The following is a 20,701-nucleotide window of genomic DNA, read 5'->3' on the forward strand; positions in this document are numbered from 1 at the left end:
TCACAGCGGAATAGTCACTATTTTGGATGATTTTCTGGACGTCGCCTCTTCGGGATACGGTGGTTTATGTAGCCACATCGCCCCACGGTGCGGGGTGTCGCCTGCTTCGCAGACCAATAGGCTGGTGATCGCTGTATAGGTGAAGTCTAGACGGGCACAGCCCAAGGCCACTGACAGCGGCAGGGTCGCTGCACCGATGTCGCCGAGAATATGGCAGGGGTAAAGTTCTTCTATGGGCTGCTGGGTGCTTGGCCACAGGTTCTGGCGCACTTGATGCCATTCGAGAGTGTGACAGGCGCTGGCGTCCAAGGGGAGGATGACCGCGGCCGGTTCGGGTGTGTTTTGGTCAACCTGTGTGCTTTTTCTGATGGCCTCGGCGAGTGCCGTCAGGCTCTTTTCATCGGCTCGACCGGGATAGGGTTCCACGGTGGCGGCGAGAGTGGTGATGTGGGAAAGGCCTGATGCAGTTGTGGTTTTTTGCAGGAACAGAAAGACGGCGGCTTCGCCGGGAAAGATCCCGCTGCTGCCTGCCGTCAGCAGGGCACGACTTTGCATCACCTCCAAACAGGTGGCGGTATCGATGAGGGTGTCAGCGCCGCCGAAGAGGACTGCATCCCACATCCCTTTTTTGAGTTGCTCACAGGCCTCAAGCAGAGCGGACACGGACCCATCCGCCGGGGTCAGGAGGCGGATTTCAACCTGTTCGGCTTCTGGCAAGGTGCTCCGCAGGAAGGCCTGTATTTGCTGGTGATCGACCTGGCTGCCTCTTATGGTGTCGATGGGAGGCAAAAGCAGCATAACCAGCAGGGAGCGGCCGATAGGCAGGGAAGGCTGTTTTTCCAGAAGGTTGTACAGGGCCTCTTCCAGAAGGGCGAGAAGACGATCCTGGGGTGACGTCAAGTCGTCAAACTCCGGTAGGGCGCCAGTGTGGATGGGCTGGAGCTGGTCGGGATTGTTTTCTGTCGGCAGCAGCAGGCCGGGATGCGGTCTTGCCGTGGATATATTGGTCGCCACGCCGCCAAAAAGAGCGGCCGTTTCGCTGCCAAAACGGCAGCAAAGACCGATATCCATTATTTGGACGACGGTCTGGGGTTTGGCCACCACAGGTCGTGAAGGATAGCTGGCGAGGGACGTTTTGCTTGGGCACATCAGGTTAACGCCTCGGCGGCGACTGGATTTTTTTCTGACAAAAGATTGCGCAGAATGAGTACGCCGAATTCTCTTTCGTGCAGATCGAGGACGACCCCGCAACGAAAGATCTGATGAATTTCCTGACGGTCCGTATCGATGACAAGAGTGTCACATACCGGGTCAAGGCGGCTGAGTTGTTCACCTGCGTGGCGAAAAACGGCGGGTTTCAATTCGGGCAGCCGGATGAGAACCTCGTGGGAAGCTTCCGCGAGCAGCCCGGTAACCTTAAGGACCATCTCCCCTTCAAAAGGGGCATCGAAGCGTTGATCCTGGGGAGCGACGTTGTGCATTGTCGCCAGGAGCGGCACCGCCCAGGGGCAAAGGCCCTGGGCGACGGATTCGGCATCGATTTCCCCGACTTCCCGACAGCGGGGATCCCAGAATGGCGGCAGTGGACCGAACCCCGCGGGCTGCACGCGGCTGGCCGGGCTGCTGATAAAGTTGGGTCCAATTTCGATAGCGGGCAGACCAAGGTTCTTGGTTCGCAGGCCGCGAAAGCTGTAGCCGACGCCAGCCGGGTTGGCGAGGCAGACTTGTTCAGGATGGGCAGGGTCGCTGCCGCCAAAGGCATTTTCGTAAATCAGGGGCACAGGGGCGGTGATGGAGGCAGGTTTCCCCGGCAAAGGAGTCAACATCCTGCGCTGCCAACTGCGGTTTCCGAAGACACGCAGCTCTTTGTGCCAGTAGCGGTTATTGTCCTGACACAGGCTCAGAGCTATCTGGATGACCTGGCTGCCGTACGGGTCAGGCTGCGCGCTGCCGAACAGGTAGAGTTCGGCCCCCTGTTTGAACGGAACTACTTCACTGCTGGCCACCAGGCTTGAGCACGTTGGTTCGCCCCGGTACTGGTCGGCTTCCACGATAGGGACTTGGGGCAAAGCGGTCAGGTTACCCTGACCGTCAAATTGATAACTGGCTTTAAAGACCAGCGTCCATTGTCGGTGGCCTTGGCGACACCAGCCGAGATAAAGACCGGCCGCCCAATCCGTCTGGTTCTCAAGCTGCATTAACGTACCTCCTGTCGGACTCTTTGCTGTGCTTCTTGGGCCAGATGATACTGACGTTTCACCTGCAGGGCGTTGGCACTGATACCGACCGGGGCCCCCTGCAGATAGGCAAGCAGGTCAAGCAGGTGATGGCTGAAACGCCCGGCCCAATTTAGACACAGCTGCCTGACCCAGGGAATATCCAACGGTCGACCCATAAGGAGGCGCTGACCGACGGCAAGCTGATCGCGATGCTTGTTCCACCAGCCTGTCGGGCCGTTTTGTCGATCCGCGCCCGTCTGCTCGGTTACCAGCTGCAGATGGGGAGAGACCTGGAGGTCTGTGCCGCTTACCCAGCGCCAGATCTGAGCCGAGAGGGCGGGGTCCTGCAGTTGTGGAGTCAGGCTCAGTAGGGCATCGATGGCCTCCCGGGTGCCATGAAGAGCCAGCAGTTCAGCTGCGAGTTCGGGGTGCTTGGCGCCATAGTGATGAATGACTTCGACGAGCTTCGGCTCGGCCGCCATCGCGCCCAGGCGCAACAGTTGATAAAAGGCTTCGGCCTCGCTTTCCGTCTCAATGCAGCGCCACAGGTGTTTAGTCGCCTTATCCCCATGCAGCACGGTTCCCCAGAGGGCTGCCGCCAAGATGAGGCCCGAGGTATTGGGGGGGCGACTGCCGCCCTGCCAACCCTGGAGGTAGGGGGCAAACAGGTCAAGGCCGCTGCCCGCCTGTCGGCTGGCGTAGTGTAAAGCCGCTACCTGCAGGTGCGAATCAAGACCGCGCAGTTCGGCCGCCGAGGTCAGCGCTGCAGGAACGGCGTAGGGCTGTTCCTGCCAGAGCTGAAAAAGCAAAGCGCGAAGATGGGGGGTCTCCCGGTAGAGCTCGAGCAATTGCTGGCCCTCTGCGGGAATGGAAACCAGGGCCAGGGCCTGAAAGGCCCCCTGCTGAACCGCGCCACCTTCGGCCAGGCAGGTCACAGCCTGTTCATATCCTGCCAGCCGGCGCTGCCTGTCACTGGACAGCAGTTGGCTGGCGAGGCAGACAAAGGTTTCCCCCTCATCGGTCGGATTTGCCGACGTCTGCGGGCGGTGAGCCAGGACATGCAGATGGATGAAAAGGCGCTGCTCCAGGCCTGCCAGCATGGAGGCATCGACCAGGGGCTGCTGTTGCAGGAAGGACCTTTGAACATAGAGGGCTTGGGCCGATTCCTCATGGGAAGCCAAAAAAGGGATGGTCATGGGGTCAATTGATCTCGATGGTCGTGCCCTGCAGCCGCATGCGGCCATGGGCGATACTGGTAATCTGCCTTCCGTTCAGGCGGATTGAGCCGTCTTTGTGGATTTCCAGACAACTGTCTCCCACCTGCAGGCGGATACCGGTGGCCGCTTCCAGGTTCAATTGACCGTTGTCTGTCTGCAGACGCGGGGCCGGTTCTTCTCCCTTGGCCCTGAGGCGGCCGCAGACAATCAGGCCTGTCTCTGTTGCCATCGTCATGACGGCATCCCCTTCTTTCAGATATTCGGTCTGATGCAGATGCCCGGCAACACAAAGTTTTTCACCGCCCTGTTCCACCATCAAGGCTTCGCCTGCCCGCACGGTGAGAACCGTGGCGAGCTGGACAGGGAGGCGGCTTGTTGGGTAGAGAGCTCTCAAATTGGAGTGCATGTTTTTCCTTTCATCATTGCGTCTTCGGGAATAGCCCGGTGGATCAGTTCCCGCTGATCTGGTTGCCTTTAAGATGAATGCTTTGACCGTTGATGGTGACCTTGCCGGCGCTGATGGTCAGGTCCCCTTCCGGGGAGATCTGGATAGTGCCGCTGCCCTGCCTGATCGTAATGGGACCGCCACCCTGTCCGAGGAGACTGATGTCTTTGGCCGCCTGAATGCTCAGACCTCCCCTTGCAATGGCGAGATCCATCTTGTCGCTGCGTACCTGCATAGACAGCGCTTGGCCGACATCGAGGATCAGGTTCTCGCCAGCGCTCAAGGCGATGTCATGCTTTTCGGCCTCGAATTGAATATTCTGGTCGGCCTTGAATTGGATATCGGTGGCGGCCTGCAGGGAAATATCCTTATTGCGGGTCATCAACTGCTGGGAGTTTTCCACCGTGACGATATGGTCACCACCGCTTTCGACGAACTGACTCTCTCCCGACTCCATCAGCAGAGTCTTGCCGGCGTGGATTTCCATGTCGCCTTCGCGGGTTTCCAGCCGCACCTTGTGGGATCCGGCCTGGGCATCGAGGGTCAGGATATTTTTCCGTTCGGCGGTGAACAGGTCGATGCGTTCCTTCTGGCGGCGGTCGTCCATGCAGAGCTCGTTGCCGCTGACGGTACGGATGATGTTCTGGCTGACATTTTCGGCGGTGACCACATTGGGGGTCTGGGGATTGGACAGGGCACCGAGCATAACGGGGCGGTCGAGGTCGCCGTTGAGGCAGGCGAGTACCACCTCCGTTCCCCCCTGCAAGGGAAAGTGCATGCCATGCTGCTCACCACCATACGGCTGCATCAGCCGCACGGGATGGCTGGCCTGGGCCAGGGGGGCCTCGCCGCGGTCAAAGTCGGTACGGATACGATAGCGCCCCTGTTCGTCGAGACAGGCATATTCCGTTCCGTCGCTTTCAACCCGGGCGGTAAACAGACCGAGCACTTGCCGATGTTCCGGGACGGGCGACCGAAAAGGAATCTGTGCCTTGATGAGCTGAAGACGGTTGACATAGGTGGGGCCCTTTACCTCTTCGCCCCGGGCCAAAGCAGCTTCCTGGTGGCCGCTTTGTTCCATGCTGACCACCAGATAGTCGCCATTGAGACTTTCTTCAGGGTGGTCGCTTATTTTAAGCCGGAAGCCGGGAGCGATGCCCCGACAGTCCGTCTCCGCCTCAAAGGTCTCCCGGCGGGCATCCAGGGCCTGTCGACGGATTTGGGCCATGTGCTCGCCCTCTTCCGCCGTTTTGAAATGATCGCCGTGGATCGCCTGTTCCCCAACGGCATTATCCGAGGTTGCATTGAGCCTGACATCCAGAGGGGTATCGGGGGTGCGATAATTGTAGTCCGTCAGACGAATGCCTCCTGGCAGCCACTGCGCCTGGGGAGAAAGTGCAAAGACCGTTTCGGCCGTGCGAACCGAACCGGTCTGGGGTCTGTATTTCAGCTGCTCAATGCACGGCAGCATCGGCCGACGGGTGCTGTCGTCACAGAAAACGACGCGGCATCCCTGCGCCCGGTTGTCGAAAGTGAAGAAGATCCCGTGGCGAGCCAGTTGGCGGCGGAGAAAGTCGAAATCGGATTCAGCGTACTGAACCACGAACTCCCGTTGAGGATAGTTTCCTGTTAATTCGAGACGGAATTCGTCTTTGCCATATCCAGCCCCGATCAGTACCTCTTCGATAAGCTGACCGATGTCGCGGCCCAGAAAGACCCGATTGCTGGTGTTCAGGCTCAGGGGGAAGAGGGGGGAGCTGAGAACGGCCCGGTAGGAGACGCCGTCTGGGGTGTTGCCGGTGCGCTCAAAGCGGGAGATGACCCCGTGCAGATAGACGGGTTGAGGGCCCCAGCTCAGCTCCAGGGTGGCGCTACGTCCGATGATGGTGCGTGGCAGCAGTTCGGCGTCCGAATGCAGACAAATCTCAAAGCGAAAGTCTTCCGACAGACCCTGAGCGGAGCCGCTAAAACGGGTCAGGGTGAAGGTGTCGTCCGGTACCGTCCGAATGCGCAGGAAAAACTGGCTGCAATTGGCGGCCGGAAAATGAGCGGCGGGAAAATTCATGAACCGTTCTCCTTGCTAACTGGCTGCGGCGAGGGCAGAGGAATCCGCGGCGTCTTCGACCAAATCACTGAACAGGCAGGAAAGGTCTCCCCGCTCATCCAGCTGCAGGGTCATGATCTGCGGCATATCGTCGGCCACCATGAACTGCAGCAGGCTGCGTGCTACCCCGGTCATCACCTGCTGATCGATAAGGGTATTGAGGGAGCGGGCGCCGAATTCAGGGGACTGACACCTGGCCGTCAGGTAATCGATGATCTCCGGGGCGCAGCGCAGGGTGATGCCATGACTATCGGCCAGCCGGCAGGCTATCTTGTCCAGCTTGAGGGCAGCGATCTGCTGCAGGGCCTGTTGGTCGAGGGGGCGCATGGGAACGACCTGCATCCGCGCCAGCAGGGCGGCGGGAAAGTGCCGGGCCAGATCCGGCTGGACGGCTTCGTGCAGTTCGGAGTACCCCGGCGTTTGGTCGGAGGTTTCCTCCTGCTCCAGGGCCGACTCGTTCAGCGCGATGATGGCTTCGGTTCCCAGATTGCTGGTCATGATGAGGACCGTATTTTTGAAATCCACTTCACGCCCTTCGCCGTCGCGCATGAAGCCGCGGTCGAAAACCTGGTAGAACATGTTGAGCACATCGGGATGGGCTTTTTCCACTTCGTCGAGCAGAATGACGGAATAGGGCCGCTGACGCACGGCCTCGGTCAGGACACCTCCTTCACCGTACCCCACATAGCCGGGAGGTGAGCCCTTGAGCTGCGATACCGAGTGGGCTTCCTGATATTCGCTCATGTTGATCGTGACCATGAAGCGTTCGCCGCCGTAAAGGACGTCGGCAATAGCGCGCGCCGTTTCCGTTTTGCCCACGCCGCTGGGTCCTGTGAGCAGAAAGACGCCGATAGGCGCGTCTGCGTCGCCCAGACCAACCCGGTTGCTGCGCAGGGCTTGTCCGATGGCGTGAATGGCCTCGGTTTGCCCAACGATGCGCTGACCGAGCAGCGTTTCGAAGTCGAGCAGGCTGGCAAGGTCGCTCTTGACCATGCGGCCGACGGGAATGCCGGTCCAGTCGGCCACGACCTGAGCGATGGTTTCGGCGTTGACCTCCGGCTGCACCAGGGGCGATTCCTGCTGAATCTCCTGCAGATGCTGCTGCAGTTCTTCCACCTTGGCACTGTCGCAGGGCTGTCGGCGCATCGCCTGAATCTGACGGACCAGCTCCAGTTCCGCCTGCCAGCGTCCCTGCAGGGTTTTGACCTGTGTGGCGGTCTCCTCGCGTTGCTGGTGCAAGCGGTTCTGCAGGGCTTCATCCACCGGCAGTCCCAGATCGGTCTCCTCTTGCAGGTGGCGCAGACGACGTTCAACAAAGGCGAGCTGCTCCTGGGCACTATCAAGCTCGGCTGGCGTGGCTGCCTGGCCCATACAGACGCGTGCCGCGGCGGTGTCGAGCAGATCAATGGCTTTGTCGGGGAGAAAGCGGCCATTGATGTAGCGGCTGGAGAGGCGAACGGCCGCCTCCACAGCCTGATCCGTAATCAGCGCCTTGTGGTGTTCCTGATAGTGGGATTTGAGACCATTGAGCATGACGATGGCTGTTTCTTCTGAGGGTTCGTCAATTTTGACCATCTGGAAACGGCGCTCCAGGGCGGCGTCCCGCTCGAAGTACTTCTTGTACTCAGACCAGGTAGTGGCGGCCAGAGTGCGCAGTTCACCTCGCGCCAAGGCCGGCTTGAGCAGGTTGGCGGCATCCCCCATACCTGCATCGCCGCCGGCGCCAATCAGGGTGTGGGCCTCATCGATAAAGAGAATAATGGGGACATCACTGGCGCGGATCTCTTCGAATACGGACTTGAGGCGCTTCTCGAACTCCCCCTTGACCCCCGCGCCCGCCTGCAAGAGGCCCAGATCGAGACAGACCAGCCGCACATTTTTCAGACTATCGGGGACGCTCCCGGCGACAATGCGCAAAGCTAGTCCTTCCACCACGGCCGATTTCCCCACACCGGGCTCGCCCACGAGAATGGGGTTGTTCTTGCGGCGCCGGGTAAGAATGTCGATCATTTGACGGATTTCGTCGTTGCGGCCGAGAACCGGATCGATCTCCCCCGTTCTGGCCTTGGCGGTAAAGTCGGTGGTATAGGCGTCGAGATGCGGCGTGGGGCCCGTCACCTGACCGGGAGACGCGGTATTAGCTGAAGGGGGCGCAGTCGGGGCTGGTTCCAGGGAGGGCTGACCTTCCACGGAGATAGCCAGAATCTGGGCCGCCTCCGCCTCGATCATTTCTCGAGAAAGGCCGTCCAGCAGCAGCCAGGCCTGCCCGGGGAGCAAGGGGGCGATTTCCAGCAAGGCTTCAAGCAGAGCCCGTGAACGGATTTGAGCCTGTGGGTCGTGCAGGGAGGTTAACGTCCAGGCCCGCTCCAACCATTCCAACAAATGATGGGAAAAGGCGGGCTTGTGATGATTGCCGCAACGCCAGCGGGCCAGGTCGTCAAGTAGCTTTTGCCAGAGCTGGTCGAGGTTGATGCCGTAGTGGCACAGCAGCAAGTCAAAATCCCCCTCGCCTCGTTCCAACAATTTGATAACGACATGCTCAAGGCCAATTTCGTAGTGGCCGCGCATGGCGGCAAAACTGGCGGCTGATTCCAGAGCATTAAGACAGTGCGGGTTCAGCTTTTCAAGCAGCCTTTTGATGTGAGTCGATCTCATGATTCCCCCGAAGAGTACGGATTAAAAAATGATCAAGCTGCCAGGTGAAGGCGACCTGGCCCTGATGTTGTGGTGGTTTGACGGCAGGCGGCCAGACTGGCGGAAGACAGGAGCACGCGCTGCCCTTGAGGCGCCGCCGTGCCCAGCCAGCAGCCCCAGCCCAGGATGAGGTGAGGGTAGCCGAGGCAAGCGGTCTGACCCGCCGCTGACTGGATATTCAGCTCCAGGTCGTAGTCGAGTCCCGGTTCCAGATAGTCCCCCAGCAGGCTGCCGATGGCCAGGGCCAGAGGTTCTCCCGGACGTAAAGCCAGCGCTTTTTCAAAAGACAGCGGACCGGCAAGAATGCGGACATGGCTGTTCACCGCCAAAAGGCGGTCGCCCAACAGGGCGTTGCTTCCCAGAAGGCACTTTTCACCCAATGTGGCGGGTTCATCTATGCCGATCCAGCGGGGAACGTTCTGCCGCAGACGAACAGGGGCGTCGAGAAAGTCGGCCAGCATGCCGCACAGGGCCTGGCTGCTTCGGATGCGGGTACCGAATACACCGGCGTAGTCGATTCGCCCTGTAGCGACCGACAATCCCGAGAAGGCGGCCAGATACCGACTGTAGAGACTTTTTGTGCCGCCGTGGTGGTTCAGTTTTTTCCAGGCCATGAACAGCAGGGTATACAGGCGCTGGCTGAACAGGTTCAAAAAAGCGCTCAGCTCGTCGCTGCCGTCCTTGTCCCGGGCCGTGATGTCGTTGAAATACTGAGGCAGCGGGGAGTCGACGCCGTAGAGCCCCATGAAGTTCAGTTCGAGACGATAGCGCTGATCCCGGTCGCGAAAGCAGCGGCGTATCTCACCGGCGGGATAGGAGAGCTCCCGGGCCGGAGTCGGGACGATGAAGCGATGCAGTTCTTGGTCCCCATCCCCGCCACGACAGCTCATTTCCATCAGATGAAGCGCCTGAAAAGCGGTGTAGGCTGACGGTCGGGCAAGCAGGTCTTCGATCAGATGAGAAAGTTTTCCCCGAGCAAAGGTTCCCATATCAATTCACTTTTAGACGGGCTCAGCTGTGAGCCGGTTTGCACAAAGGCGTTGATGGTGACGTACATGGTAAAAAAATGGTGCAAAATGGTGCCAAAGAGATAGACATCCGCCGGGGACAGGTAATCCCTTTCAGCCATCTTCAGCTGAATATCCACGCCGCGCAGCAGGGCCCCCCGGTGGATGCGATGCAGAGGTTTCAGCTGGATTTCGGTGACGCCTCGAATACGTCGCCGGTTCTGAGGCTGATCGCTCCAGTTATAGAGCATGAGGAGTTGTTGAAGGTTGTCCCGACTGGCCAGGCTGTTGTAGCCGACGCTCAGATGGGTCACCAGGGCCATGCGGTAGTCGTCGCGCTGGGGCGGCAGCCGCATGGGGGTGGGGCGCGTGATGTTGCAGGCCGTGACATTGGTCGGAAAGCCCTGTCCCGGCGATCGGATGTCGCCCGTCTGCAAATGGTCCCTGGGGACGTTTCCGTTAAAGACAGTGATGTCGCAGGAGAGAGTCTCGACCTCTTCGCCCAAGGCGCCTCCGGTCACGAGGTAGGTCAGGGGACGCAGGCCTTCGCGGTGGCGATGGCCGACTTGAAAATAGGTCTCCTGGTGGTCGCCGTGATCAAACTGAGGCAGGGAAGAATAGTTTTTTCGCAGCCCCGTTCGCGGTTGGGCGCCGGTCACGCGGTTGACGCTGTAGACCTGCAAGCTGGCCGGATTGTTGTTGTTGGCGATAACCGGGTATTCCCATTGGCGGTGATGGAGCTGGATCGGTTCGCTGCTGCTTTCAAACAGATTGATGGCCGGGGCGCAATGCAGGCGAAAGTTGTCTTTGCTCAGGCGCAGATCGTCGCCGAGAGACTCCCGCAAGTGGCAAAGGATCTCGAATTCACAGCAGTCGTCCGGCCAGGCCAGGCGATCCAGGTGATGTACGGCGACGAAGAGATACTTCTCCGGAAAGCAGAAGTATTCGTGCAGGAGGTGAAAACCGGGGAAATCGCGGCCGGATGAAGGAATCATGACCTGATCGGCGTCAAGATGGCAGGGCTTTACCGTTTCCTGTCCTCCCAGCCGGAACGGCGGGTGTGGGTGGCCCGGAAAGACGATTTCGACCTGAGCGATCTGTGCGGTGAAGCTGTGGTAGAGTTCCATGGCGGTGGAATGGTCGCCATGGAGATAGATTTTCAGACTTTTCAGATCGAGTTCATCGGGGGAAACGTCGTGATCCAACTGGAAGTGCAGGCGGGCCGTCTGGCGGCCGTGCACCGGGGCGTCGAGCTGAAAGTTTGCCAGACGTAGGGGCTGCAGTTCCACCTCGCTGGTCGTCCGGAAGCGGCAGTGAACCCGTTCGTCCAGGGCTCCTGGCCCTTGTCCCGGTACGTTGATGCTGCCGCTGGAGAGTTGGGTTCCCCGGGGCAGGGTCAGAGCCTGCGGCAGCTGTCCCGGACGGGGCGTGAACTGCATGATGCAGCAGGAGGGAAAGGGCCGCAGAAAACAGGGGCGCACATGGCTGAGCAGGGCCTCGGACAGCTCGGGGATGTCATCGTCGATGCGCTGCTTGACCTCGGCCGTCAGAAAAGCCATCCCCTCCAGCAGGCGTTCCACATAAGGGTCGCGATCCTTGACATCCAGCAGATTCAGCAGGCGTGCCTTTTCGGGAAAGGCCCGGGCGAACTCCTGGGCCGTTTCCTGCAAAAGGCGCATTTCGGCATCGAAGTAACTACCCATGGTAATAATCTCCTCCGGTCGAAACGGTAATGTGGCCGCTACGAAAGAGGGTCACCAGGTAGCGGACCCGCTGGTGCCCCGGCAGAGTCCCGCAGAGTTCGAAAGCAGTCCCCTCTTGGTTGCCCTCCAGAGCCAGGGCGCGCACTTGCGGATGCTGCAGTCGGGGCTCGTAGAGGGAGACGCTTTGACGCAGGCAGGCCATGATCTGGTCCCGGGAATAGGGGAGGGCTAGGTAGAGTGCCGCGATGTCCGGCATCCCGTAATCGGGGAGGTGGACCAGAGAGCCCCTGCGCGAATTGAACAGGCGCTGCAGATGGTCTCTGACGCACTGGCAGGCGGCGTCTCGGCCGCTGGTGCGTGAGTTCAACGGCGCGGCGTCAGGGAGCGTGAGTATGTCGAGAATGGTCTGGGTCATAAAATCCGAAGGCCATCAATAAGCCGTACAGGGATTGGCTCCCTGTACGGCGTGGTGGTTTAGCGTCCTTCCGTCCAGGAGTCGGAGAAGGAGATATTGCCGTCAGTGTAGGCCCAGGTGATCTTGGCATAGCGACAAGCGACCTGCTCCAGGTGGGGATACCGCTCCTTGTCCAGATCCTTGACGTTGTGCATCGTCGGCTTGACCGAGGTGATCTTGACGTTCTCCAGGGTGTGGGAGAAATATTCCTCCTCGGTGCCGGTGTCGTTGATGCGATACCATTTCAATTCGATCTTTTTCAGGGTCTGCCCGTTGCTGCAGGCCTTGTACAGATAAGGGGTGGCGTTGTCGAAGGCTTTCATGAAAATGAAAGGTTCGTGCTTGCGGGTGCCGGTCAGGCTGCCGGTATCGCTGTCGGTCGGGATGCGCAGCTCATGGTCGAAACCGAGAATCTCGATAGTTCCTTCGCGACCGGAAACCTTGACCGGACCCTCTACCTTGGACCCCTGATCGTCAAGGATGGTCATGTAGCCTGGAATTGCCATACTTTTCCTCCTCTTGGACATTAGTGGCGGTGCTCTGTGCACCGGTTATAAGTTGGATGCCCTGTGGCCGGTAATCAGTTGTTGTCGCGGGGCATCTGCGCAACAAGCTTGAGCTGTACATCCACCCCTTCGATCTGGAAGTGGGGCTGAACAAAGAGATCGACGCTGAAATAGCCCGGGTTCTCCGGGATCTCCTTGACCATAACCTTGCCGTCGCGCAGGGGGTGGATGGCGATGAGTTCGGGTTCCGGATCTTTCATTTTGGTGACCAGGGTTTGCAGCCAGCTGTTCAATTCGTTCTCCAGGACCTGGCGGCTCTTGGAAGAACCAATATTTTCCCGCTGCAGCACTTTGAGGTAGTGGGCCAGCCTGGAGACCAGAAAGATATAGGGCAGCCGCGAATTGATCATACTGTTGGCATTGGCGTTGGCATCGGCATATTCCGCCGGTCTCTGTACCGAATTGGCCGAGAAAAAACAGGCAAAGTCGCTGTTCTTGTAGTAGCTCAGGGGGATAAAGCCGAGGTTGGCCATTTCCAGTTCGCGCGTTTCGGAGATAAGCATTTCCGTCGGCATTTTCATCTGCATGCCCTTGCCCGTGTCGTGCATGTGGACTGGCAGGTTGGCGACCTTGCCGCCCGCTTCCGGACCACGGATGTTGACGGCCCAGCCATGCTGAGCGAAGCTCTGGGCGATGTTGCCGGCAAAGGCGAAGACCGGGTTGCCGAACAGGTAATTGCGATGATCCTGGCCACTGACGTCTTCTTCGTAGTTGAAGGTTCGCACGGGTGTGCTGTCCTGGCCGTAGGGAAGGCGAAGCAGGAAACGGGGCGTCAACAGGCCGATATAACGGGCGTCTTCGGTGGCCCGAAAACTTTTCCAGCGCGTATATTCGGCTTTTTCCATGTAATTGGTGAGATCGTTGATCTTGGCGATTTCGTCGACACTTTCCTTGCCGAAGAAGCGGGCGCCCACCGAAGCCAGAAATGGGCAGTGCGCACTGGCGGACACCTTGGAAATGTCGCGCAAAAGGGCGGTGTCCTGGGCCGAATTGTCGAATTCATAGTTGCCGATGATGGACGAAAAGGGCTCGCCACCGGGGGTGTCGTATTCATTGACGTAGACGTGACGATAGAGGCCGGTCTGAATAATTTCCGGGGCTTCCTCGAAGTCCTCCCGCAGATCCTCCTTGGTGCAATCCAGAATTTCGACCTTGGTGTTGCGCCGGAAGTCGCAGCGGTCCACCAAGAACTGGAGCCCTCGCCAGGAACTCTCGATTTGCTGGAAGCGGGGATGATGCAGGATGGCGTCGAGCTGCCCGCTGATGGTTTGATCAATCTGGGCGATATAGCGATCCAGCAGCACCTTGTCGATGCGCTCGATCTGGGCGCTGTTGCGGGCGGTCAGGTCAAGAAACACCTGGATTCCGGCGGTGAGGCGCTGCTGCAGAGAGATGTCCGCCATCTGCGATGCATCGGCGAAGCGGGTCAATTGAATGGATTCCCGCAGCGGATCGATATCAACCAGTTTGCACAGGCGTTCATAGGCGTTCTCGGCGTCGAGAACACGTTCTTCCGGGCTTGCGTTTAACTTGGCGGCGGCTTGCTGTGTGCTCATAGATGTGTTCTCCCAGAGGGTTAAATGCTGCGAATGTCCACGGCGGCGGTCTGTTCGGCCTGAACGAGCCACTTTTCCAGTTCTTTTTTCAGCCCTTCCAGCTGCGGTTGATTGCCGACGATCTTTTCCAGCTCCTTGCGGAACTTGGCGTTGTCCAGCAGGTTGGATTTGAGATCTTTCAACAGATTGCGCATGGCCATAAGACTGTGCAGTTCGGGAATCTGCTGGGCGACATGGTCGGGGCGAAAATCCTTCATCGACTTGAAGGAGAGCCCCACTGAAATTTCACTGCCGTCTTTGGCCAGCAGATTGGGCACATCCATCCGGGCCGAGGGAGCCAGATCGGCCATGACGGATTCAAAGTTGTCTTTGTTAATGATGATCCTTTCCCGGTCCGCCACTTTGCCCTTGGTCTGGCCGTTACTGAAGTCGCCCATAACCAGCATTTTCAGGGGGAGTTCCATCTTTTTTTTGTGGCCGCCGGATTCCACGTCCAGGGACAGGTTGATGCGGGCCTTGGGTATCTCTTTTTGATAACTGTCACTCATTCTTTGTCTCCTTCACTGCCGGGGTGCCCGGTGGGTTGTTTAATAAGTAAAAACGGATTTCAGACAAAGCCGGCCGCCGCCTCAACATCGATGCGGCAGGCCAGTTTCTGCAGATGTTCGATCTGTTCCGTCAGCCTGCTTTTGAGCTCCTTCTCGGCGCCCTTGAGCATGCCCTGCAACAGAGCCGTGTGTTGCCGCAGTACGTCGACGGTCAGTTCAGGCTCCCAGGTCGACAGCGGCTCCTCAAGCAGGCGCGACTTCATCTCTTCGAAGAGAACCTGGGCAATGGAAGCCTTGCCGGCGGCGAGGCAGAGTTGCGCTTCGGTCATCTTCTTGTGCAGCCGCTGTTTTTCGGTCCCCATGGGAAGGGATCGCAGGCATTGAAGGGCCTCGGCAAGTTTTTTGTTGCGGGCCAGGGGCAGGGCTTCAGCCAGAAGTTCTTTCCGGAGGGCTTCTTCGGTGTCGTTTTCGGCGGATGTTCGGGGCCTGGCCGGGGCTTCCTGCCAGGTCTGTATCCACGTTAGGCAAGCGGCTCCGGTAAAGGGTGTGCCGTCGGCAAAGCTCAGACCGGTCAGCTGTGGATGGCGTTCCAGCAGATCACGCAGGCTGTTACGGATGAAGAGAGATATATCCGCGCGGCCCATCTGGTCCGCCGCGCTGGCGGCCTGCCACTGGAGGTCGAAGTAAAGGTGGAAACCCGGTTCGAAAAAGAGTTTCTCGCAGCAGCACAGGGCCTCGGCGCATGAACCGGCTGACAGCTTCTGTTGCAGCTCGGCCCAGCCGCTGGGTCTGGGCGGTGGGATACGGGTCAGGCCGTTTTCGTCAGGGGGGACGCCCAGGTTGCCCCAGCGCAGGGCCCGTGAAAAACCGAGGGCCCGCAGCCATTCCCCGCCCTCCAGCAGTCGGGTGTGCAGCTGGCGTGTCACCGTGGTCAGGTCGTGCTCCGAGGCCAAGGACAGCGTCGCTGTGGTCGGCACGGAAGCTGGCCCTCCCGAAGGCTCTTCCGAGGCGGCGGGACGCGAGCCGGGGGCCGCGGCCGGTGCTTCAGGTGGCCGCTGTTTGAGGCGTTTGTCGAGCCAGCCAGCCAGGGAGCTCAGGCGAGGAACTTCGTCGCCCAAGTGTTCCGTCAACAGGTGGTTGATCGCGGCGGTTTCCTCCTGAAGGTTCTGCAACAGAGCCGTTTCGGCCTTTTCTTCGTGCAACTCGACAAAAGAGACCAGCCGGGGATTGTTCAGCAGTCCCAGGGCCGCCACGCGGGCATTTTCATGGTGGGGAAAACAGTCCGCCCACAGATTTTCGACTAGCCCCCGGTAACAGCGCAGGGCGTCCAGAAGGCCGGCCGGACCATCGACATAAGTCGTTGACAGCAGATGGTAGCCAGCCAGGCGCAGATCCTTGCTGGTCGCGCTGAGAAGCTTGCGGCAGAGTTTGGTCACTTCCGGATAGTTGGTGCCCTGGAGTTTGTCGAGCTCTTCCTTGATGAACAGGAATTCGTCCAGATAACGGGGATCGGTGCCTGCCGGCGAGTCACTTGTCAGAGGACGGCAGATGTCGGCCACCCAGGATTCAGGTGAATAGGTCATCCTAGCATCTCCCGGCGGCCGGTACGGTAAAGCACGTCCAGCATGCTGGCGTCATCCTTGTCCAGCAGATTTCTGAGGTCGATGCGGCTGGAAAAAGCAGACAGCTTTGACCATTCCCGGCCCAGATCGAAAACCGCGTTGTCGTCCAGCTCGTGATTGAGCAGTGGCAGCAGGTAGGATGGGAGCAGCGGCCGGAAAAAGAGGGTCAGACTGGGCTCGCTCTCTGCTGTTCCTTCACTCCAGAAGTAGTGAGCCCGCCAGAAGCGATCCTCGAGGATTGATTCGACCATTTGGACCCAAAAGACAACCGAAGCTGTTTGTTCCCGCGCGGGTAAGGGCAGGCGTATGCCCCAGTGGGTCCGGCTGGCCCCGCGCTGCAGCACGGTTTTCAAGACGTTGTAGAAAGTCTGCCAGAACTGTTCGCGATTCTCCTTGGCAATAGGTTGCCGCAGCCCGTTCCAGTAGTGTCCCATGGTCAGCTTGTCAAAGCCGCGTATCTGGCTTTCGAGCAGCTCGCGCTGTGTCAGGGCAGGGTTTTCAAAGTTTTCCTGATCCAGTTCGCCTAGCAGTCTGGTCAGCGTGACATTCTCTCGCTGCAGGTGCACCGGATTGTCGCCGTAGTCGAAACAGTGGTCGAAGACAAAAGGCGCCGTAGCCCGATGGCCGTGCATTAGGGGAGCGGGGGCCATCCATAGCAGGGCAAAAGGGTAGATGCGTCCGCTCTTGTCCTGACTGGAGCGCAGCGTACCGATCAGGTTGTGATCCTGTTCGCCACCGGTCAGGACAAAATGATGCCGGGCAAATTGACGGTATGCGGACGGCCAGCCTTTTGGATGTAGGCGCGTGATGGTGCCCACCCCTTCTTGCAGCCACTTTTCGAATGCGGTGGTCTCGCGGCAGCAGAGGTTGTGGCGAATGAAATCGCCGTGAAGGGGCAATTTGCCGAAGCAGGCCGTACGCAGCCGAGACGATGGGTTGATGTTTGCCCTCGTCTTTTCAAACAGTCCAAACATGGAGGAGCCCTGTCAAAAAATAGTGGCCGGCAGCCGGAAGTCGGAGAACAGGCCGCTGACGAAGATATTTCTGTCACGATCGGGGCGAAGTTTGAGCTGAACGGTCAGGGTGTGGCCCGGAGCCGATTCCAGATCCCAGGCCAGCATGTAGCCATCGGGGTCGTTGGTGATTCGCGCCTGTTTGAGCAGATGAAAGAGGCTCCAGTCGCCGGCGAAGTCGAGCTTGCCGAGCGCGCGATTGCCACTGGTTGTCCCGCCGACGACAGCAAGGGGCATCTGCTCATCGCCGGGCCACTTGAAGTGCCGCCATTCCTGAGGCTCGTTTTGGTAAATCATCTGCTGTCCACTGGCTTCAAAGCGCACCATGCGCAAGCCGCGGCTAGGAATGGGGTAGATGGAAAAATGTACGTCGGGATGGTTTTGCCCCTGCCGGAAGAGACCGGAACTGATCTGCGATGCCTGGGTCAGCGAGCGCAGCAGAGAGGGGTTGAGTTTGACGCCGATCCCAAGCCAGGACTTTTCTGCCCACTGATGACGTTTTTTCCGCAGAAAGGGTTTGAGCTGTTCGTCGGTGAAGCTCCAGATAATGCCATTGTCCGGACGAAAGAAGTCGGAAACGTCGTTAAGTGAGGCGTCAGAGCCAGTGAGGCTGAAGGGAAACCGGTCGACAATCTTGCGTTTGTAATGCAGGAAAACCGTGCCGTTCCATTGGTTCTGCAGATAGTTCCGGGTTTGCTCAATGGTCATCAGCCAGGCCTGCTGAATCGGATTGGTAAGAACCTGCTCGGCCACCTTGCGGGTGCGGGCTTCAATGCCGTTGAGAAGACTTTTGGTGGAAAGCCAGCATTTGTACAACTCCGAATCGTTGGCGCCGCTGCCGCCCAGAATGCCGGCCGCATAGTGAAAACAGTCCTGCTGAACATCAATGGTGGCGGCCAACTGCTCAATTTCCGCTTGGGCCGAAGCCAGGGCCAGCAGGTATTGATTGATCAACAGACTGGTGTTCATTTTATCGCCGGCATCTGCGAGTTTGCGCAGGTCATGCAGGGGCGCCTCCAGTTCCGGCACCAGGTTGCTTTCCCGGGAACCTGAGAAAACCTGACTCTCGTTGCCTTCCGAAAGGTTGATATTCCTGGACACAACCTGCATGAGCTCGGCGATGGGCCCATCGTTGCGCGCAAGGAGCAGCATCTTCTTGCTGGCATCGTCCAGGGAACGGAAAGGGTCCAACCGGGTTCCTTCCAACATTTTGAACCAGTGTTCCGCGTATTCAGTGAAATAGAGGCCGCGGATTTCCTGCTCTAACTGGCGGGAAAGTTCTTCATTCACATGGTTTGAATCGGTGTTGTCATCCGTTGTCTGCAGGTAGCCGGTCACCCAGTCGCCACGGCTCGCCAGGGCGACGAGATCCTGTATTTCTGCTCGGGTGAATTCGTGCCACCCCTTGGCGGTATACATAAAGGGAACCGCATGGGCACTGCTGAGAAGGCCACGCCCAGGCCCTTTAATCATGTCCTGCAGGGCGAGATCACGGGCCTGCAGCCTGCCCTTGTTGCGGATCTGCGCATACAGCCGTTTGGGATCCGGCAGGGCTTTCAGGTGGTACTGGGCCTCAACCACCAGCTCCTGATCCACCTGACGTGGCTCCACAAAGTCCGGATGATCCTGGGGAACCTGCATGTGTGAGAGGTAGGTTCGCAGCAGGACTTCGAGATCGCGATTGTTTTTTTCTTCAACGGGTTTGTCGGCGCTGGATTCCGGCAGCCTTTTTATCAGCCGCGACAGGAGGATTCTGGTCGCTTCATCAAGGTCAAGGCGGTCAGGACGGTTGAGCATCAGGTAGGCTTTGAGTCCATCATAGTAATCGTCGCGAATGGTGTCCTGTCGTTTGGCCGATGAGGCGGGCCACTGCTTGCCGTAGGTGGCCAGTTCGATCTCGAGGTCGTCCAGGGCCGGCTGAAAGAACAGGCGTTCGAAGGACCCAAGCAAGAGGGAGCGGATTGCCGGAAGTTGCCTGTCCCCTTCATAGACGCCCATTGCCAGAGAGAGGGGGAGTTTTTCCTCATACGCCTTGAGCTTCTGATAGTGTCGCAACACCTCGGTCAGGGCAGAAAAGCGCTCCGAGGGGGCAGGCTGTTTCGCTTCGACCACATCGGCAAGACGTTCGGCGGCCTCATCCCCTTTTTTCAGCAGCAGAGTGTTGGCGGTCAGAGTGGTGCTCAGCAACATGACACTGCCGGCAATAAGGCCGAGACAGCCGACGATACTGACTGTTTTCAGGGTGCGGTGTATGATTCCCGATTTTTTGGTGCGGCTGACATCCTGGGCATTGGGAAAGACGACGGACTGAAAGAAGTTTTTGACAAAGAAGCTGGTGGGTTCTGGAAGTTCCGTGGCTTCTCTGTCTTCGATAAAGCCGAAAGCCTGGCGCATTTTTCCCAGGATTTTTTGAATGGGTGTTCCCTCCTGGGTGGCACTCGTCAGGTAGATGCCGCAGAAGTTGGGCGTATCCTGGTAGGGATTTTCCTTGGTCAGGCGGGTGATGAAATCGACCAGCCGGTTTTGGGCGGCCTCGAATTGACCGGGAAAATCGAAGAGCTCGTTTTTGGCTTGAATTTTCCGTACGAGAGACAGCTTGTACAGGCGCATTTCGGTCAAGCGGCGGTGCAATTCCCCCATTTTGGTGCGGAAGAGGTCGCCAATGTTCTGGGGTGCCTCGTGGCCCAGCCAGCAGCCCCAGACCTGGTCCCGCTCTTTGTCATCGAGATCGGCGAAATAGGAGGTGAAGCCATGCAGGAGGTCGCATTTGGTAAATACGACATAAATGGGAAAAACGCAGCCAAGGCGGGAGGTCAGTTCATCAATGCGATCCCGGATGATTTTGACATGCCGCTCGATTTCCTGGTCGTCGGCAGTGAGCAAATCGGCCAGACTGATTGCCACAATGGCGCCGTTAAGCGGTTGGCGGCGACGGTGCTTGCGCAGCAGCGCCAAAAAAGCCAGCCATTCCGGGCGATCGTCCTGCTCGGTGGTGTAGCGTCCCGCCGTATCCAGCAGGACGGCTTCGTTGGAAAACCACCAGTCGCAGTTGCGTGTGCCCCCGAAACCGCGAATATCGATATCGTTGTCGTGAGCATAAGGGAAGTGGAGCCCCGAGTTACGAAGCAGCGAGGTTTTACCAGCGGCTGCCGGGCCGATGATCATAAACCAGGGCAGAGCGTACAGCGCGGCGTTGCCCCGGTGTTGTGAACCCAGTTCTGACGATTTGAGAGAGGCGATGGCCTGGTTCATCTTGCCGCGCAGCTCTTCTATCTCGGCCTGTCGGGACTGGTCCTGTTCAATGTGCGCATCGAGGTCTTTGCGAAACAGGTTGGAGCGATTCTTCACGACCATGCGACGGATCAGCCAGACGCCGACGAAAAAGACCAGAACACCAATGATCAGGTAGGCTCGGAGGGTCGTCTCCGTCAGGCCGACATAGGGGCCGGCCCACCATATCAGTGAGAGAATCAGCATGAGACCCAGGATGCGGGAGCCGAGGCGGCCGAAAAGATACGCCTGAATGATGAGCAATATGTTTTGCATGGAATTG

At 58.8% G+C, this 20,701-nt stretch carries 15 protein-coding genes; all 15 read right to left on the reverse strand.

The window, feature by feature from the left end:
* A complete protein-coding gene (locus MJO47_RS04455; protein ID WP_253959909.1) occupies window positions 1–1,149 on the reverse strand; it encodes a hypothetical protein in 1,149 nt (382 codons plus the stop codon).
* Window positions 1,149–2,198 carry a DUF2169 domain-containing protein gene (locus MJO47_RS04460; protein ID WP_253959910.1) on the reverse strand — a complete coding sequence of 350 codons (1,050 nt, stop codon included), beginning with the start codon at window positions 2,196–2,198 and terminating at the stop codon, window positions 1,149–1,151. Before MJO47_RS04460 ends, MJO47_RS04455 begins: the two co-directional genes overlap by 1 nt.
* Entirely contained in the window at window positions 2,198–3,415 is a 1,218-nt protein-coding gene (locus MJO47_RS04465) for a hypothetical protein (RefSeq protein WP_253959911.1), read from the reverse strand. The genes MJO47_RS04460 and MJO47_RS04465 overlap by 1 nt, the downstream gene beginning before the upstream one ends.
* A gap of 4 nt (window positions 3,416–3,419) precedes the next feature.
* On the reverse strand, window positions 3,420–3,842 hold the full coding sequence (locus MJO47_RS04470; protein ID WP_253959912.1) for a hypothetical protein: 423 nt from the start codon (window positions 3,840–3,842) through the stop codon (window positions 3,420–3,422).
* Window positions 3,843–3,885: 43 nt separating this feature from the next.
* The gene (locus MJO47_RS04475) at window positions 3,886–5,946 is read right to left on the reverse strand and encodes a type VI secretion system Vgr family protein (protein WP_253959913.1); all 2,061 of its coding nucleotides are present in this window, start codon (window positions 5,944–5,946) and stop codon (window positions 3,886–3,888) included.
* Between the two features lie 15 nt (window positions 5,947–5,961).
* Window positions 5,962–8,640 (reverse strand): type VI secretion system ATPase TssH, encoded by a 2,679-nt coding sequence (tssH, locus tag MJO47_RS04480; RefSeq protein ID WP_253959914.1) that lies wholly within the window; start codon window positions 8,638–8,640, stop codon window positions 5,962–5,964.
* A 32-nt stretch (window positions 8,641–8,672) separates the two neighbouring features.
* On the reverse strand, window positions 8,673–9,668 hold the full coding sequence (gene tssG, locus MJO47_RS04485) for a type VI secretion system baseplate subunit TssG (RefSeq protein ID WP_253959915.1): 996 nt from the start codon (window positions 9,666–9,668) through the stop codon (window positions 8,673–8,675).
* Window positions 9,632–11,389 carry a type VI secretion system baseplate subunit TssF gene (gene tssF, locus MJO47_RS04490; protein ID WP_253959916.1) on the reverse strand — a complete coding sequence of 586 codons (1,758 nt, stop codon included), beginning with the start codon at window positions 11,387–11,389 and terminating at the stop codon, window positions 9,632–9,634. Before tssF ends, tssG begins: the two co-directional genes overlap by 37 nt.
* Window positions 11,382–11,804 carry a type VI secretion system baseplate subunit TssE gene (gene tssE / locus MJO47_RS04495; RefSeq protein WP_253959917.1) on the reverse strand — a complete coding sequence of 141 codons (423 nt, stop codon included), beginning with the start codon at window positions 11,802–11,804 and terminating at the stop codon, window positions 11,382–11,384. Before tssE ends, tssF begins: the two co-directional genes overlap by 8 nt.
* Window positions 11,805–11,863: 59 nt before the next feature.
* The gene (locus tag MJO47_RS04500) at window positions 11,864–12,349 is read right to left on the reverse strand and encodes an Hcp family type VI secretion system effector (protein WP_253959918.1); all 486 of its coding nucleotides are present in this window, start codon (window positions 12,347–12,349) and stop codon (window positions 11,864–11,866) included.
* 74 nt (window positions 12,350–12,423) lie between these two features.
* Window positions 12,424–13,965, reverse strand: a complete 1,542-nt coding sequence (gene tssC, locus MJO47_RS04505; protein ID WP_253959919.1) for a type VI secretion system contractile sheath large subunit — start codon at window positions 13,963–13,965, stop codon at window positions 12,424–12,426.
* A gap of 20 nt (window positions 13,966–13,985) precedes the next feature.
* Window positions 13,986–14,513, reverse strand: coding sequence for a type VI secretion system contractile sheath small subunit (gene tssB, locus MJO47_RS04510; RefSeq protein WP_253959920.1), 528 nt, complete (start codon window positions 14,511–14,513; stop codon window positions 13,986–13,988).
* A 59-nt stretch (window positions 14,514–14,572) separates the two neighbouring features.
* Window positions 14,573–16,096: a type VI secretion system protein TssA gene (tssA, locus tag MJO47_RS04515; protein WP_253959921.1), complete on the reverse strand. Its 1,524-nt coding sequence runs from the start codon at window positions 16,094–16,096 to the stop codon at window positions 14,573–14,575.
* Entirely contained in the window at window positions 16,093–17,109 is a 1,017-nt protein-coding gene (gene tagF / locus MJO47_RS04520; protein ID WP_253959922.1) for a type VI secretion system-associated protein TagF, read from the reverse strand. The genes tssA and tagF overlap by 4 nt, the downstream gene beginning before the upstream one ends.
* Before the next feature lie 12 nt (window positions 17,110–17,121).
* The gene (tssM, locus tag MJO47_RS04525) at window positions 17,122–20,694 is read right to left on the reverse strand and encodes a type VI secretion system membrane subunit TssM (protein ID WP_253959923.1); all 3,573 of its coding nucleotides are present in this window, start codon (window positions 20,692–20,694) and stop codon (window positions 17,122–17,124) included.
* Between the last annotated feature and the right edge of the window lie 7 nt (window positions 20,695–20,701).

The organism is Desulfuromonas sp. KJ2020, assembly GCF_024197615.1.
GTDB lineage: Bacteria > Desulfobacterota > Desulfuromonadia > Desulfuromonadales > SZUA-540 > SZUA-540.